At 54.3% G+C, this 15,823-nt stretch carries 11 protein-coding genes and 1 pseudogene; 7 read left to right on the forward strand and 5 right to left on the reverse strand.

Going from position 1 to position 15,823, the window contains the following annotated elements:
- Positions 1-40: 40 nt before the first annotated feature.
- Positions 41-1,060, reverse strand: a complete 1,020-nt coding sequence (locus tag RC74_RS12580) for an IS110 family RNA-guided transposase (protein ID WP_039003938.1) — start codon at positions 1,058-1,060, stop codon at positions 41-43.
- Positions 1,061-1,724: 664 nt separating this feature from the next.
- Here RC74_RS12580 and RC74_RS12590 point away from each other — a divergent pair.
- Entirely contained in the window at positions 1,725-1,928 is a 204-nt protein-coding gene (locus RC74_RS12590) for an IS110 family transposase (RefSeq protein WP_236940077.1), read from the forward strand.
- Between the two features lie 158 nt (positions 1,929-2,086).
- A complete protein-coding gene (locus RC74_RS12595; protein ID WP_052275071.1) occupies positions 2,087-2,443 on the forward strand; it encodes a hypothetical protein in 357 nt (118 codons plus the stop codon).
- Positions 2,444-2,523: 80 nt separating this feature from the next.
- Here the strand turns inward: RC74_RS12595 and RC74_RS23310 are convergent, their stop codons facing one another.
- From RC74_RS23310 to RC74_RS12615, 4 genes are all read right to left on the reverse strand, one after another.
- Positions 2,524-2,871 (reverse strand): phosphatidylglycerol lysyltransferase domain-containing protein, encoded by a 348-nt coding sequence (locus tag RC74_RS23310; protein WP_062628270.1) that lies wholly within the window; start codon positions 2,869-2,871, stop codon positions 2,524-2,526.
- Entirely contained in the window at positions 2,871-5,135 is a 2,265-nt protein-coding gene (gene mprF / locus RC74_RS12605) for a bifunctional lysylphosphatidylglycerol flippase/synthetase MprF (RefSeq protein WP_062628271.1), read from the reverse strand. Before mprF ends, RC74_RS23310 begins: the two co-directional genes overlap by 1 nt.
- 363 nt (positions 5,136-5,498) lie before the next feature.
- Complete coding sequence (gene cydB, locus RC74_RS12610) at positions 5,499-6,503, reverse strand: cytochrome d ubiquinol oxidase subunit II (protein ID WP_039003936.1); 1,005 nt, start codon at positions 6,501-6,503, stop codon at positions 5,499-5,501.
- Positions 6,493-7,878 (reverse strand): cytochrome ubiquinol oxidase subunit I, encoded by a 1,386-nt coding sequence (locus RC74_RS12615; RefSeq protein WP_082802284.1) that lies wholly within the window; start codon positions 7,876-7,878, stop codon positions 6,493-6,495. The genes cydB and RC74_RS12615 overlap by 11 nt, the downstream gene beginning before the upstream one ends.
- A 1,183-nt stretch (positions 7,879-9,061) precedes the next feature.
- Here RC74_RS12615 and RC74_RS12620 point away from each other — a divergent pair.
- The 5 genes and pseudogenes from RC74_RS12620 (at position 9,062) to RC74_RS12640 (ending at position 15,820) form a co-directional block, all read left to right on the forward strand.
- A pseudogene (locus RC74_RS12620) lies at positions 9,062-10,110 on the forward strand (hydroxymethylglutaryl-CoA reductase).
- Positions 10,107-11,012 (forward strand): UbiA family prenyltransferase, encoded by a 906-nt coding sequence (locus RC74_RS12625; RefSeq protein ID WP_039003934.1) that lies wholly within the window; start codon positions 10,107-10,109, stop codon positions 11,010-11,012. Before RC74_RS12620 ends, RC74_RS12625 begins: the two are co-directional and overlap by 4 nt.
- Positions 11,012-13,432 (forward strand): PEP/pyruvate-binding domain-containing protein, encoded by a 2,421-nt coding sequence (locus RC74_RS12630; protein ID WP_052275070.1) that lies wholly within the window; start codon positions 11,012-11,014, stop codon positions 13,430-13,432. Before RC74_RS12625 ends, RC74_RS12630 begins: the two co-directional genes overlap by 1 nt.
- On the forward strand, positions 13,422-14,519 hold the full coding sequence (locus RC74_RS12635) for a BtaA family protein (protein WP_039003933.1): 1,098 nt from the start codon (positions 13,422-13,424) through the stop codon (positions 14,517-14,519). The genes RC74_RS12630 and RC74_RS12635 overlap by 11 nt, the downstream gene beginning before the upstream one ends.
- A complete protein-coding gene (locus RC74_RS12640) occupies positions 14,516-15,820 on the forward strand; it encodes a diacylglycerol/polyprenol kinase family protein (RefSeq protein ID WP_039003932.1) in 1,305 nt (434 codons plus the stop codon). Before RC74_RS12635 ends, RC74_RS12640 begins: the two co-directional genes overlap by 4 nt.
- Positions 15,821-15,823 lie beyond the last annotated feature (3 nt).

The following is a 15,823-nucleotide window of genomic DNA, read 5'->3' on the forward strand; positions in this document are numbered from 1 at the left end:
ACGTCTCGCCACGCTCAGGATATCGAGCGCAAGTGGGTGTTTAAAGGCTTATTGGGTGAGCAATCGGATTGAACACAGAGTTGGTTTTCAACATCGCATGCATTGTAACTGCCAGTTTGCGGGCCAATGCGACTGCTGCGCGCTTCGTGCCAACGCGTTCCTTAAGTTTGAGCGCCCATGTTCGCAGGTCACTTTGCGCTTTTGACCGGGTTAGGATGACGAGCGCGGCCTCGTAGAGTAGTCCTCTCAGATGACGATATCCGCGGCGTGATATCCTACCGCTGTAATCAACTTCCCCGGATTGGTATCGTCGGCTCGTCAAACCGAGCCAGGCCCCAACAGCGCGTGAGTTCTTGAAGTTACCCGGATCCTCAATGGCCGTCGCAAATGAGGTCGCTGTAATTGCGCCTACTCCTGGAATGGTCATGAGAAGCCGACAAGTATGACTTTTACGCGCCGCCACGAGCAGCAGTTTTGTGAGATCTGCGGCGCGCATCCTCATATCGCGCCAGGCATCCAGTATCGGCAACAGAATGTTAGAGAGTTCGATCTGATCCATCAGAAGTCTGCGGACATTTGCTTCAAAGTTGTGCCCTTTGCCCGAAGGCACAATCAATCCAAATGTCTTCATGAGCCCACGGATTTGGATTGACAGTTCAACTGTGATCCTCACCAGTTTGGTTCGGGCGGCGACCAGTGAGCGGGCCAGCAAACTATCAAAACCCTTCACTCGAACCTCCCGATAAAAGCCGATCTGAGCTAGGCCATCTGCATCATTTGCATCCGTTTTGTTCGCGGCCATGTCGAGCGCCGCCTTGGCGTGGCGTGCATCGATACAAATAGCAGGCAGTCCTTCTTCCTTCAGAGCATGATAAAACCACACTGAAAGAGGCCCGGTTTCAAAAACCACCCGCACGACGCCGGCTGCGCGTTTTCTAACAATTTGCGCAATTCGAACTGGATCAGAACTGCACTTCCCGCGCCAAACGCGCTCACCTTCGCGCCGAATGGAAATCGCAGTCTCTTTCATTGATATGTCGAGTCCGATATAATCGTTCATGATAATCGTTCATGGCTGTTCTCCAATGATGCTTGGGCCAGACACCGCGTCATGAGCCCGTATTTTCATCCTACCGGGGAACAGCCGCCATCAACCGTTTTTGAAGTTTCGTGGCGAATTGCCCCGCGATTACACCATGTGGATGGCCCACCTCGGAACCGGCATCAAAGTGTGCAATGTGGTGATGTTGAAAGCACCAAATTTGAGGAGGTATGTACCTCATCGCATTATTGGGGCAACGAAGTTCGCCTGTTTCCACCGATCTATGCGAAGCCATTAGTGAAACGGAAGGATAACGACGCATATGATGAAGAGGCTAACGGCGAAGCAGCTGCCCGGCCAACGATGCGATTTGTACCAGTCAAATCAGTTGAACAACAATCGAGGTCTATGATCTTTAAGGCGCGGGATTTGTTCGTTCGGCAACGTATTGCAATCATCGCCCCCCTGGCCGGAGCTTATTTAAAAAACGAGCAGAACAGATCGAAAACCCGGATTGTAACCTGCCGTCAATCGTCATCGACGTCAACCGTGTGCGTCTGGATCAGCTCAGCCCCTCGCAGACAAGATTGTCGTGATTGAGCGACGTCTGAAGGAAGTAATGAAAACTGATCCGGAAACAATCCGCTTGCAGACGGCCCTGGGTATTGACCCTGTCAGCGCAATGGCCATTAAGGCCTTCGCCCCTCCGATGGAGGGCTTCAAGCGCGGACGTGACTTTGCAGAGTGGCTCGGATTGGTTCCAGTTCAGAAATCTACCGGTGGGCGACAAATACTAGGCAGGTCATCGAAGATGGGACAGCGCGATATCAGGCGATTGCTGATCAGATGGGCGATCAAGAATGGGCCAGGTTCTTTGTTGGAATAGATGCTGGAGCGTAAACCACGCATGTTGGTGCCCATGACCACAAAATCCGGCAAGGAGAGGACCGTTCACTTTCGCACTGGTTCGAGGATAGCTTTGCTGTCAGCCAAGCCTACCACGGCTAATGTAAAAGTCTGGGGGCATTCATTTGTCCCCCGTTTATGAAGGTCGCTACTTTCCGCGCGTTCAAGGCGACGAAATTGCTGTGCAGCGGCGTTAAATATCTGCAAGTTGGAGCTACGGTAATATCATCGCTTAAATCTTTCCTGAACCATCTTTATTCCTTTTGGGCTCTCCTGAGCCTGCCTGCCATTCCGGTGATCGCGGGGTTGGCATCAGGTAACCCCGAAACGGTGGATGCGATTTTATACCCTTCGGGTGAATTTGCCGCGCGGTTCATGATCCTCTCGATGATGATCACGCCATTGATGATGCTTTTCAAAGGTTGGAGAGGCCCGCGTTGGTTGATGATGCGGCGCCGCTATATCGGATCGCGGCGTTCCTGTAGGGGGCCCTAACAGAGAAATTCCTTCCTCGGCCACAAAAACGAAATCAAGCATTTGCAGCTTCAAATGTATCTTCTTGAGTTAAATGGATTTTACTTGCCCCAAAGGCGTTTCGCGCCGCCAGAAATGAGGAGCGTAACATCGCGGAGCGCAATAATAGGTTGCAGCCCCCCTGGAACGGCCATGTAGCGAGGTTGCCATTGCGGGTGGAATTTTTTCTTAAAGCCACGCAAGCCCTCAAAACTATAAAACGCCCCGCCGTGACGATAAATGATCGAGGCAACACGGTTCCACATGCGCGTTCCGTGTCGGGCCTCAAGCCCAGAAAGCGGCGCCATTCCAAGGCTAAAGGTCTGCGCGCCTTTCTCTCGGTAATGCTCCATCAGCTTGATAAAGAGGAACTCGATCATGCCATCGGCTTCTTGTGGCAAATACCGCATCAGATCAATGCTGACCGCGCCCAAATCCCCGGGGACATGACGTTTGCGAAGGCCAAAATACGGTCCTCCCGTTTTACAATGGCGATGGGGAAATGGGCCAAATATTCAGCGGTAAACTGGCCAACTGAAAACCCCTTCTCGGTCGCATGTTTTTCACCCAGCCACGCGTCCGACACTTCTTTCAACGCAGCAATGGACGCCGCGCTATGGGGCGGGTGCAATATTTCGAGCTTCAGGCCGGTTTTGACCGCCTTATTATGGGCCGCACGCATCTTGCGAAAATCGCCACCCGCCAATGAAAATGTTGTCAAATCCACCACGGCTTCTTCGCCCATTTTATGCAACGTCAGGCCGATTTCGACCCAAAGAGGCAGATATTTCGTGCTGATTTCATAGAAAACCGGTCGGCAATTGGCACTATAGGCAGAGTCAAAGAAGTCCCAAGCCAGTTCAGGAATCGCGCCTTTCGGGCCGATTGGGTCGCCATAGGCAATCCAAGACCGTCCCTGCACGGCATACATGATAAATGCGTCCATCTCCTTGGAAAAGAACAGGGTTTTATCGCCCGTCAACGCAAGGCAGCCTTCGGGTTGCCCCGACAGGGCAATGATGCGCTCTGCATGTTTCATCGCCACCTCATCCACAACCACGCCGCGCGTCCGCGCAGGTTGAAGCAATAAATAGACCAAGATAAGCACCGAAAGCGCCGCCATAAACAGGCCCGTGCGGAGGGTTCTGGGCAAGCGCGCATCGCCAGAAAATTGCCCCAACAGCTCATGGGAATACGGAACCGCCTGATGGAGCAACAGGATGAACCCGCCGATGCTGACCAGAAGGGCGGCGAGCAGCGCAATCCAGCGCCAAGTAAACATGCCTTGCGTCAACTTGGTGGCGCGGAAAAATTCGCGGCGCAGCGGCCACAAAACTGCGGCTGAAACGACGAGCAGAAGGGTTTCCTTCCAATCCGCTCCCGTTAGCGTGGACACAATGGCCCCAGCAGTCAGAACTGCGAGCGTAAGCCAGAATGCGCCCGACATGCGGCGGAAAAGACCCTGCGCTAGGACAATCAACAAAAGCCCGAGAGCCGCTGACAAATAGGCGCCCCCTTCCAAGAAAATGATCGACAGCAGATCATCAGGGTCAATATTTTCCTTGCGTGACGCGGGCACAACAGCGGCCAGCAATAGATAAATCCCCACAGCAAAACCCGTAAACCCTGCGGCCACTGGGGCCACGGACGCGACGACCTTGAATGCAGGTTCCATTTGGCTGGAAACTGGCCCCAATCGTTTGGCCAAAAAACCAGACGCAAGCCGCCCTTCAATCGCCGAGACAAATACCACCGACAACGCGAAGGGCAGTAAATAGTAAATAACACGGAACAAAAGCAAGGCCGCAACCGCTTGATCCAACGGAACTGTATCGGGCAATCCCGCAAGGATAATACTCTCAAAAACGCCAATGCCGCCCGGAACATGGCTGGCGACCCCAATCAAAGCGGCAGCGGCAAAAAGGGCAATAAACGTGATGAAATCGGGTGTTCCCGTCGGCATCAAAATATACAGCGTTAAGGCCGCCATCGACGTATCAACGATTGAAAAGCCAAGCTGGCTGAACAGAATGCTGGGCGACGGCATCGACACGGTTATACGGCGGAACTTTGCAACTTTGCCCGTCACAGACAACCACGTCAAAACCCCCATCGGCACCAAAAACGCGAGCGTGGCAGCTATGCGAACGGTGTCCCGCGACCAAGGGAGCAAATCCCCCAAAGCGGCGGGATGGATAGCAAGGGCTGCGAGGCCAACAAGCGTAATACCAAAACTAAACGCAAGCGTGACAAACGTCGAAATAGCCGCCACATCAAAGGCGTTTAGCCCGAAGGCCGAGTAAATGCGATAGCGTACAGCGCCGCCCGATATGGCGCTGAAACCGATGGTATTGCCAAAACTATATCCCAGAAATCCGCCCATCATCACCACAGGAAAAGGCAAACGTTTGCCCAGATATCGCAGAGCCGACCAGTCATAGCCGATCAGCGCAAAATACCCCACACCTGTCGCCAAAACCGACGCCGCAATATGGGAGATGGGAACCGACGCCGCCTGCTGGCGCACGTGGCCGATATTGACCGAGGAAAGTAGGTTATAGAGGGCATAAGCGCCCATAAAAAACATGCCAAACCCCAAAATAATGGGTGCCATATGGTGTAGCTTGGAGTGGCTGGATTTAACTGATGGGGTGGTTTCTTCGGCTAAATTCATTTCGGTTTACCATATCTGGATGTCATTTTGACCGTGTTATTCCATGCTGTGCGGAAATTACCAATCATTTTAACCCACTATTCCAATAAGTTCAGAAACGTTTGTAACACACTATTTTCTGCACAGGTTATCGCAAAAAACTTTCTTCGCCCCCTCTTTGAGGGCTTATGGCGCGGGGGGACCGCATGATAAAGAGGTCAGAGGATCTAGCTTGAAGCGGGTAGGGCGCGACTTAGTTTCTTAAGACGACAAATCGCTCCCCCGACACACCTTAGAGCAGTACTGCCCGTATCATAAATGCAATGGTGCCGACGACTGCGATTCCGGCTAGGTAGAGCGCTGCGAACCACAACCATTGCCGCATCAATGATATCCGTCTTCGGGGCGAACTTTCCCTCGGAAAACCCAATAGGAATAAGCAGTATAGACCAGTATCATCGGAATTAGTATCGACGCGCCGATCAGCAGAAAGCGTAGCGACGTATCCGGTGCTGCGGCATCAATAATGCTTAGTGATGGGGGCACCAGACTTGGGTAAAAGCTGATCCCGAGGCCGATGTAGGTGAGTACGAATATCGCGACAGTTGCGAGGAACGGGCGCAGGGTGTGTCGGCCGCGCAATCCACTCCACAACATCCACGCGGCACAGGCCAATAGGATAGGCACCACTGCGCTGTAGACACCTGAGGGCCAGCCAAACCAGCGTTCAAGATATTCCGGCCGTAGGAAGGGCGTGACGATGCTGACCACCCCGATCAGAACCAGTAGAGCGATGCCAAGCGGCCATGCAAAGCGGCGCGCGCGGGTCAGTGTTTCGCCCTCTGTCTTCAGGATCAGCCAAGTCGCGCCGAGTGTCGCATACCCCACCACGAGTGCCAGTGCCGTCAACGCGGAAAACGGCGTGAGCCAGTCCCAGTTGCCACCGCCATAGGCGCGCCCGTCGATTGTGATGCCCTGTACTAAGGCTCCAAGCGCCATGCCTTGTGAGATAGCGGCGATCAGGGACCCAAGGCAAAAGCCGATTTCCCAAAACGCCTTCATCCGGTTGGTTCGGTGAATGAATTCAAACGCCACACCGCGAAAAATTAGGCCCAGAAGCATAGTGATGATCAAGGGGTAGAGGGCAGGCATCACGATGGCATAGGCTAGCGGAAACGCAGCTAATAACCCGCCGCCACCAAGCACAAGCCATGTCTCGTTACCATCCCAAACCGGCGCGATGGTGTTCATTGCCAGATGACGTTCGTCGCGATCTTTTAGAAACGGAAACAGGATGCCGATCCCCAGATCAAAACCGTCAAGCAACACATAAGCCAAGACCGCAAAGGCGATCAATCCAGCCCAGATAAAGGAGAGTTCAATGACCATGTTGCGTTCCTTTAGGATCAGATGCGGTGTGGTCGACCTGTGCTGAGATGTCGCCCTCAAAGCTACGGCCCATCAGGCGTAGCGCATAAAACGTTCCGGACCCGAAAACGAAGAAATACACCACGATAAAGGCAATGAGCGAAGCTCCAACGGCCTCCGCCTGTAAGGGGGACACGCTGTCGCTGGTCCGTAAGAGGCCATAGACGGTAAAGGGCTGGCGTCCGACTTCGGTTGTGATCCAGCCCGCAAGCACTGCCAGAAAACCCGACGGCGCCAGCAATACGGCGGAGCGTTGGAGCCAGCGTGCATCATACAATTGCCCGCGCCAGCGTGCCCATGCCGCCCAGAGGCCAATACCCAGCATCGCAAAACCTGTCGCCACCATGATACGGAACGTCCAGAAAATCAGCGCCGATTTCGGGCGATTTTCTGGAGGGAAGTCGTTTAACCCTTGAAGGGGGCCGTCGAGGTTATGTGTGAGGATCAGCGAGCCTAGAAGTGGGACTTCCACCTTGTAGCGAACCTTGCCCGTCGCATCATCAGGCAGTCCGAACAGGATCAACGGTGCGCGCCCCTCTGGATACCCTTTGTAATGGCCTTCAATGGCCGCAATCTTGGCAGGTTGATGTTTCAGCGTGTTAAGCCCGTGCTGATCACCCGCGATGATCTGGATTGGGGTCACAATCAGGGCCATCCACATCGCCATGGAAAACATGATCTGTGCCCCACGATTTTTAGGGGACTTTAGCAAATGCCATGCCCCCACGCCTCCGACTACGAAGGCTGTCGTGAGGTACGCCGCCAACACCATATGCACCAGCCGGTAAGGGAAGGACGGATTGAAAATAATGGCCCACCAGTCGAGGGGAATGAACTGGTCGACGTCGTTAAACCCGTGCCCTTGCGGGGTCTGCATCCAGCTGTTGACGGCCAAAATCCAGAAAGCCGACATCACGGTCCCAATCGCCACAATTGTCGTGGCCATCATGTGCAGCTTTTCGCCAACCCTCTCACGCCCAAACAGCATGATGCCAAGGAAGCCAGCCTCAAGGAAAAACGCCGTCAAAACCTCATATCCCATGAGCGGCCCAATAACGGGCCCTGCCTTGTCGGAAAAGACCGACCAGTTGGTGCCAAATTGGTAGGACATCACGATACCCGAGACCACGCCCATGCCAAAAACCACCGCGAAAATCGTCTTCCATTGCTCGAATAACCGCAGATAAACTGCGTCGCGCCGCCACAGCCACAGCCCGTTTAGAACTGCCAGCCAACTTGCCAATCCGATGGTGAAAGCTGGAAAGATGATATGGGCCGAAATGGTGAATGCGAACTGTGCCCGTGCCAGATCAATTGCGGAAATGTCGCTCAGCATCAGAAACCCCAAATGGTCCTTGTCCCCGCCAGAACAATTGCCGGGGCCGTTACATGACTATCCGATGGACCCTGTTAGAAAAAACCAGCGTGATGCGGGCCGGTCGGTCGGCGTTAGATTGTGAAGAAACGTAGCCGATTCCAGTACTTAGGGCAAGGCCTAGGGCGCCGGTTGCGCTAAGCTGCCAGATTTGGGCAGGCGGTGGGTGTCAGAGGGAACTGGCTTGGAGCGGTCGGGGCCTCCACATTCGTAACGAAACAGGGCGATTGATTGCATTTGCCGACCTCGACCTTGAATTCCTTCTAGGAGTGGTTTGCGCGAAGGATGGTCCATTGGGGCTTATGTACTCCCTTGGCCGCGTTGGCGTTACACCTCAAAGCGGCTTGCAAATTGTACTACTGAGTGAGTAATTTGCGCATGTTGCCATACCCCTATTGGACACACAAAATATGCGGGGTTTTCTATTCACTATCGATAAAGTGGCGTTCGATTCTGGCACCGATAACGTGTGGGTTGTGTAACGCGCTATGGACATAACGGTATTGACCTAAATTAAAAAGTCACAGGGGCGTACAACGTCTTTCGTGCGGCGGAAGAGCAAGAAATTTAAGCCACTTGCTATGCTCTCGCGTGGGCACAATCGGTTTTGCCTCTGGGTTCAGCAGTTGATAGGCGTTGGGTGGTTTTCATCTGCGCTATTTTGCGATCAAGGCGGATGTTTTCAATGTAGGTTAACACACAGTTTGACAGGCGCGCCAAAGTGATGATCTCGGCGCAGTGGATAGAGGTCGGAGATATGCAAAAGCCGTTTTGCGCCAATAGTTTGAACCAGTTTCCGAATGTAATTCCGGTGGGGTGCTTACGAGCGATGTTTAAGGGGGCGGTTCATCTGGCAATCGTTCCATATTTGACCTATTCAGGACAAGATGTGCGAATATTATCGCAGAAGTAATTCCGGAGACCTCGAATGACCATCCCATCTCACGTGAAAGATATGCTGAAAAAAATTCGGGCTCGGTTTCAAATTGGTCCCTTACAAGAGCGTATGTTGCCCAGTGATGCGGAGTTTACAACTTTGCGCCCCGTTCGCAAGGCCACAGCGGCCTCGGTGGCGCGATACTGGACGCGCTTGTTGGAGGTCGCATCAGAAGAGGATCGCGCGGCGCTTGCTGATCCGCTCACGATGGAGGCCCCCGAGCAATTTAGTGCGAATATCGAGAATTTTATCGGAACGGTTAAAGTACCCGTTGGCATCATTGGACCGCTGCGCATTAACGGCTTGAACGCGCACGGTGACTATCACGTGCCGATGGCAACGACCGAAGCAGCGCTAGTGGCCTCCTATGCGCGCGGAGCCTATGCGGCAACAAAATCGGGGGGATTAGCACGGCGCTTTTGTACGAAGGGGTCATCCGAACCCCTGCCTTTGTGTTTGATAGCCTGTTGAATGCGGGCATATTCGTTGAGTGGGTTGTTAATGAAATCGAAGGACTGAAAGCGGCGGCCGAGGGAACGACACAGTATGGGAAATTGGTGTCGCTTGAACCCGTTATTGATAACAACATCGTCTTCCTGATTTGCCGCTACACGACGGGCGATGCGGCGGGCCAAAATATGGTGACGATTGCCACTGATGCGCTGTGTGCGAAAATCGAATCGGGGTGTCCCGTTGATATCAAGGCTTGGTACATCGAAGGCAATTTCTCGGGTGACAAAAAGGCGTCGTTTTTGGGGCTGGTGACGGGGCGTGGCCGAAAGGTGAGTGCTTCCGTGATACTAAAGGCTGAGGTGGTTGAAAAGACATTGGGCACAACCGTTGAGGCGATGCTTGCGTACGGGCAAGTGGCCAACCTTGGGTCGCACCTGTCAGGACAATTGGGCACGCAGGCGCATTTCGCCAACGGGTTGGCGGCGCTGTATATTGCAACGGGTCAGGATGCCGCGTGCGTCGCAGAAAGCGCCATGGGCATCACACGGATGGAGGCCCGTGGGAGCGATCTTTTCTGCAGTGTGACCATGCCGAATATTCTGGTGGGTTCCGTCGGTGGCGGCACATCTTTGCCCAGCCAATCGGCGGGTTTGAACATTCTGGGCCTCAAAGGTTTGGGCAAAGGCGCCGCCTTGGCTGAAGTTGCGGCGGCGACATGCCTTTGTGGTGAAATCTCGATTGTTGCGGCGATTGCGGCGGGGCATTTCACCCGTGCGCATGAAAACTTGGCGCGGCATAGATGAGTTTTTCAACCTTCTGGATCTACCAAAAAGAACGGTTTCCACTGGCTAAGACAGGGCCGTTGCTGGCTGTTTTCTCTGCGGCCAGTATTTGCGTTTCTGCGGAACTTTCTGGTCGTCCCTTGCCTAGCATAGGCGCGTTTGTTGCCGGCTTTCTCATCGCGATGATGCTGTTTTTTCAAATGCGTGTTTGCGACGAATACAAGGATCTAGAAGATGATCTGCGGTTTCGTCCTAATCGCCCAATCCCTCGCGGTTTGATTTCCCTAAAAACGATTGTCTGGTTGGGCGTGGCCTCAATGCCGATCACCGTTTTGGCGGCTTGGCTTTGGCATCCTCCTGTTTTGTGGTTGCTGTCACTGGTCTGGTTTTGGTTGGCCGTGATGACCGGTGAATTTGGGATGCCTGCATGGCTCAAGGCGAGGCCGATCCTGTATTTACTGAGCCATATGGCGATTATGCCGCTGATCGATCTGCTGCTGACCAGTTTGGAATGGATGCCGAATGGCAAGGCTGCGCTGGGGCTTGTTTTGTTTTTGGCATTGTCCTTCGTGAATGGATGCGTTTTGGAAATAGGGCGCAAATTGTGGACGCCAGCACGCGAAATCGTGGGGGTCGATACCTATTCTGGCCTGTGGGGCCCTGCGAAAGCTGTACTTATTTGGGCGGCCTGTGTCGGAGCCTCATTTGCTTTGCTGTTGGGCGTTGGGGCCTTAACAGGAGTGTTTTGGATCAGCTTTGTTTTGGGTGGTTCTGGGGCGGCGCTCTGCCTGATCAGTGCGGTTACCTATGCCAAGTCTCCTACGGAGAAGGCAGAAAAACGGATGGATACGCTGGCCGGTCTCTGGGTATTTTCTTGCTATGCGATTGCCGGTTTTGCACCGATTTTGATGAGGGTTTTTTAATGTCGTTTATTGTATCTCAGGCAGACGCGCGCGACGTGCAGGCGGTTGGCGGTAAAGCGGCTGCGTTATCACGTCTCGCGGGTTTCGGGTTTACGCCGCCCGCATTTTTCGTGATCAGATCTGAAGCGTTTGAGAGTGGAAAAACGATTACTGGTTTAAAGGCGGCTATAGCCAAGCTGGGCGAGGGGCCGTTCGCCGTTCGCAGTTCTGGCAAACAAGAAGATGGCGCAGATCACAGCCACGCGGGGCAGTTTGAGACGGTTCTGAATGTTGCGGCGCACGACGTAGAGAAAGCGGCGCAACAAGTGTGGCAATCTGGATTTTCGCAAACGGTTGCAACCTATCGCGCCTTAAAATCAGGTGGCGAGGCTGAGGGGCCAGCCGTGATCGTGCAACGAATGATTGCGGCGGTTTCTGCGGGCGTCGCGTTCTCGGCCAATCCAGTGACGGGGCGTCGGGATGAGGTGGTTATTTCTGCGATTGCGGGTTTGGGGGAGCGGCTGGTGTCGGGCGAAGAGGACGGCGAAGACTGGACCGTTGGCGCGATAATTGTCGGCCCCGAAACACCCTCCGTTTTAACCGAAGCGCAAGCGAAAAACATTGCCGAATTGGCGCGACGGTCCGAGGCAGCTTTCGGTGTTCCACAGGATATCGAATGGGCGATTGATGCCGATGGTTTGCATATTTTGCAATCGCGGCCCATCACAACGGCACTTTTGCCGCTCGCGAACCCCGACACTGTGCTAACGATATTTGATAATTCCAATATCGTCGAAAGCTATCCCGGCATGGTCAGTCCGCTGACATATTCCTTTGCCGTGCATGTTTATGATCGCGTTTACCGTGCGTTCCTTGCGTTGCTGGGCGTCTCAGACACCACCATTGCCGACCAATCTTCGGTCTTTGGCAATATGTTGGCGCGCGTCGATGGCCGTGTTTATTACAACCTTGTTAATTGGTATCGGGCGCTGGCGCTCTTGCCGGGGTTTTCGCTGAACCGCGCCTACATGGAGACGATGATGGGGGTGGATACCCCGATGCCGTCCGAGGTGACGGATACAATTGGTCCTCGTCCAGCCAGTGGGTTGGGGCGCGCAACTGAGTATTTCAAGATGACCCGCGCGGGTTTAGGCTTGCTCTGGCAGGCGGTTTTACTGCCCCGTACCCGCAGACGTTTTTATGGCAGGTTGAATTCTGCGTTATACAGTGGCTTTGATTTGCAAACTGCTGGCCCGACCGCGCTGGCCGCTGAATACCGCAAGATCGAAAGCACATTGCTCGATCGCTGGGACGCGCCGCTTGTAAATGACTTCCTGTGCATGATTGCCTTTGGGAGTTCGCGCAATTTGATGGAAAAGTGGCTCGGCCCCGAGGGGGTGCTTTTGCATAATGATGTGATGATCGGTCAGGGCGATATCATCTCCGCAGAACCTGCCAAACGGATTGCGCGGATCGGGCAGATGGTTAAGGCGGCAGGTGTGGCGGATACGTTGGTGGCGCAAGGCCTTGCTGGCTTGAGGGCGCACCCAAAAATTCAGCACGAGGTGGAGGCCTATCTGGAAAAGTTCGCAGATAGGTGTGCCGAAGAACTAAAGCTGGAAAGCATTACTTTGCGCGAGGACCCCAGCAGCCTGTTGGCGGCGATTGCGGCGAGTGCCACGCGCGGTGCGGTCGCAGAGCACGCGGTGCGTGAACCGGATTGGGTGGCGTTGTTCAAGAATCCAGTAAAACGGGCCTTTGCGAAACGGCTGATCACATGGACCAAGGCCCGTGTGCGCGATCGCGAAAACCTGCGATTTGAACGGACTCGTATCTTTGGATATGCGCGCAGAGTGTTCGTTGCTCTGGGCCGTGAGTTGACGGCGCGGGACTTGTTGGAAGAACCGCGCGATGTGTTCTTTTTGACCACTGAAGAATTGCTTGGGGCTGTCGAGGGCTTTGGACTGTCTCCAGACCTTAAATCACTGGTGTCGTTACGTAAATCAGAGGATGCGCGGTCAGAAAAACGCGCAGACCCTCCTGAACGGATCGAATTGCGCGGCCCAGCAATTGCACCAACGTGGAACGATCCAGTGATGGAAAACGACGCGAGTTTGGTGCGTACGGCGACGGGGTGTTCCGCTGGACGGGTCACCGCAAAGGCGCGCGTTATCCGCGATCCTAGAACTGAGGCGCTTGCTTCTGGCGATGTTTTGGTTGCGCGGCATACGGATCCGGGATGGATTGCTGTATTTGCGAATGCCTCGGCGATTGTGGTTGAGCGTGGCTCGCTCCTGTCGCATTCGGCGATTGTGGCCCGCGAGTTGGGGATACCCTGCGTGGTTGGCCTCAAGGGGGCCACGCAATGGATCAATGATAGGGAGAGGATCACCGTGGACGGAGCAACAGGACAGGTGGAGCGGCAAAACGATGACCTCTGAAATCGAGGCGAAAGCCGCATTTGACCACATTCGTTACGCCCAGTTGTGGGAGGACGCGGATGTCTTGACCCAAGGGTTGGGCGATTGCGCGGGCGGGATGCTGGTGTCGATCTGCTCGGCGGGCGACAATGCCTTGGCGATGTTGACGTTGGACCCTGCGAAAGTCGTTGTGGTTGATCTGTCTCCCGCACAGATTGCCTGCCTTAAGCTGCGGATTGGCGCATTCCAGAACCTAAGCCATGCGGAATTTGTAGAGCTTATGGGCGCACGTCCCTCAACACGGCGGAAGATACTTTTGAGCAAAGCTTTGGAAGGTGTCGATGAGGAGATACGCGCTTTCTGGTCCGCCCTTCGGGACGATGTGGAGAAGGTCGGCGCAGGTGGTGTCGGAAAATTTGAGCGGTATTTTCGCATCTTTCGCACGCGCTTGCTGCCACTGGTGCATTCGGCGAAAACCCTCGACGACATATTCGTGTCGCGCACCTCGGCGGATCGTCAGACGTTCTATGATACCCGTTTTAATACTTGGCGCTGGCGGCTGTTGTTAAATGTGTTTTTCTCAAGGTTCGTAATGGGGCGCATGGGGCGCGATAAGGCGTTTTTTGATCACGTCGAAGGCAGTCCCGCCCAACATGTGGCGCGCCGTATTTACCATGCGGCCGTCGCCACAGACCCCGCGCAAAACCCCTATTTGCATTGGATTATCAAAGGCAAGCATGGCGAGGCCTTGCCGATGACATGGCGCGAGGAACATTTTGAAACGATCAAATCGCGGCTCGACAGGATTGAGATACGGCCGGGATCGCTTGAGGCGTTTGTGTCGACTGGCGAAAAGGCGGATGGGTTCAACCTCTCGGATATTTTTGAGTATATGTCGCCTGAGGTTTTCGCGAAAGTATATGAGAGTATCTTGAACGCCTCCGCCCCAAAAGCGCGGCTAGTTTATTGGAACATGATGGCCCCGCGCCGCGTTCCTGCGGCCTTTGCGGCAAGCGTGACGACCCTTAGCGAAGTGGAGGGCGAGGGGAAGGCCATCGACAAAGCGTTCTTCTATTCGGACTTCGTCGTTGAGGAAGTCAAAGAGTGAGTCCCGTCCTACAAATAGCGCTGGCGCTTGGGTCTGTTGTCGGGCTGATGGGATTTATGGCGGGTGTTCGGCATTTGGCGGGCACGTGGCAAATTGGTTCTGAGGTGCAGCGCAAACTGGTCCACATTGGCACTGGAATTTACGCGCTCACCCTGCCTTGGCTCTTCCCTGATCGCTGGCCGGTGTATCTTTTGGTTGGGCTGACGCTCATTGTGATGCTGCTCCTTCGATTACCAAATTCGCGACTTGGTGCGACGTTACATAGTGTCGAAAGACAGTCCTATGGGGATTTCCTTCTGGCGATTTCGGTCGGGGTATGTCTGTTTTTGGCGGGAGATCAGCTCTACCTTTATGTCCTACCGATTGCCGTTCTGACCCTCGCTGATGCCGCAGCGGCCTTGGCTGGAAGCACCTATGGAACCAAGTTTTTCCGTGTTGAGGAAGGCGAGAAAAGCCTCGAAGGTAGCGCAGTTTTTTTCACAGTCACCCTGCTGATTTCGGTTATTTGCCTCATGCTAATGACGTCCTTTGCCCCGCCAAATATCATCGTGCTCTCTTTGATGGTCGCGGGATTTGGCACCTTGGTTGAGGCCGCCAGTTGGCGCGGTTTTGACAATCTGTTTCTACCTGTCGGCTTGCTAATTTTCCTATCGGCCCACGGGACGAGCACGCTTGGGGAGCTGGTGTTTCTCGCAGCGATTTTTGCGCTGAGTATTGTTGCGTTCAAAATTGTGGCCCCGAAATTTGGTCTGAACGCACATGCGGTTCGCGTCTATGTGACGTCTATATTTTTATTGCTGGCGGTGACTGATCCCCAGAACACGATCTTTCCCATTCTCGTGCTCGTCGCGCATATCTGGCGCCGCAGTGTCGCGCCCTGCGATAGCAAGTTTCCAGACCTCGATGTGGTTGCCGCATTGGTGCTGGTCAGTCTAGGATTTTTGACCCTAGGCAAGGCCACGGGGCCGACCGCGATATCGTTTTATGGAATCGCAGCAATGGGCATGTTGATGGGATTTTGCGCGATTGCAGCCTCGGCCAGTCGGCCCGTGGTTCGCTATCCGATGGTGCTCGCCCTTGCATTGGCGCTGTTCGCCATCCGCGAAGGCGTTGTGCGATTGAACCCAGATAGCGCAAATTGGAACGGTCCGATGTGGCCCGCAGTGTTCATCTGTGTCGCCCTCACAGCCCTTGGCCCAATGATCTTGTCGCGCGTATTTGCAACGCACCGCGTGGTGAAACTGACATTTTTGGCGCTGCTCATCCCGCTGCCATACTACGTGATATCCACCGGATTTTAGGAG

The sequence above is a fragment of the Falsihalocynthiibacter arcticus genome, from assembly GCF_000812665.2.
Classification (GTDB): domain Bacteria; phylum Pseudomonadota; class Alphaproteobacteria; order Rhodobacterales; family Rhodobacteraceae; genus Falsihalocynthiibacter; species Falsihalocynthiibacter arcticus.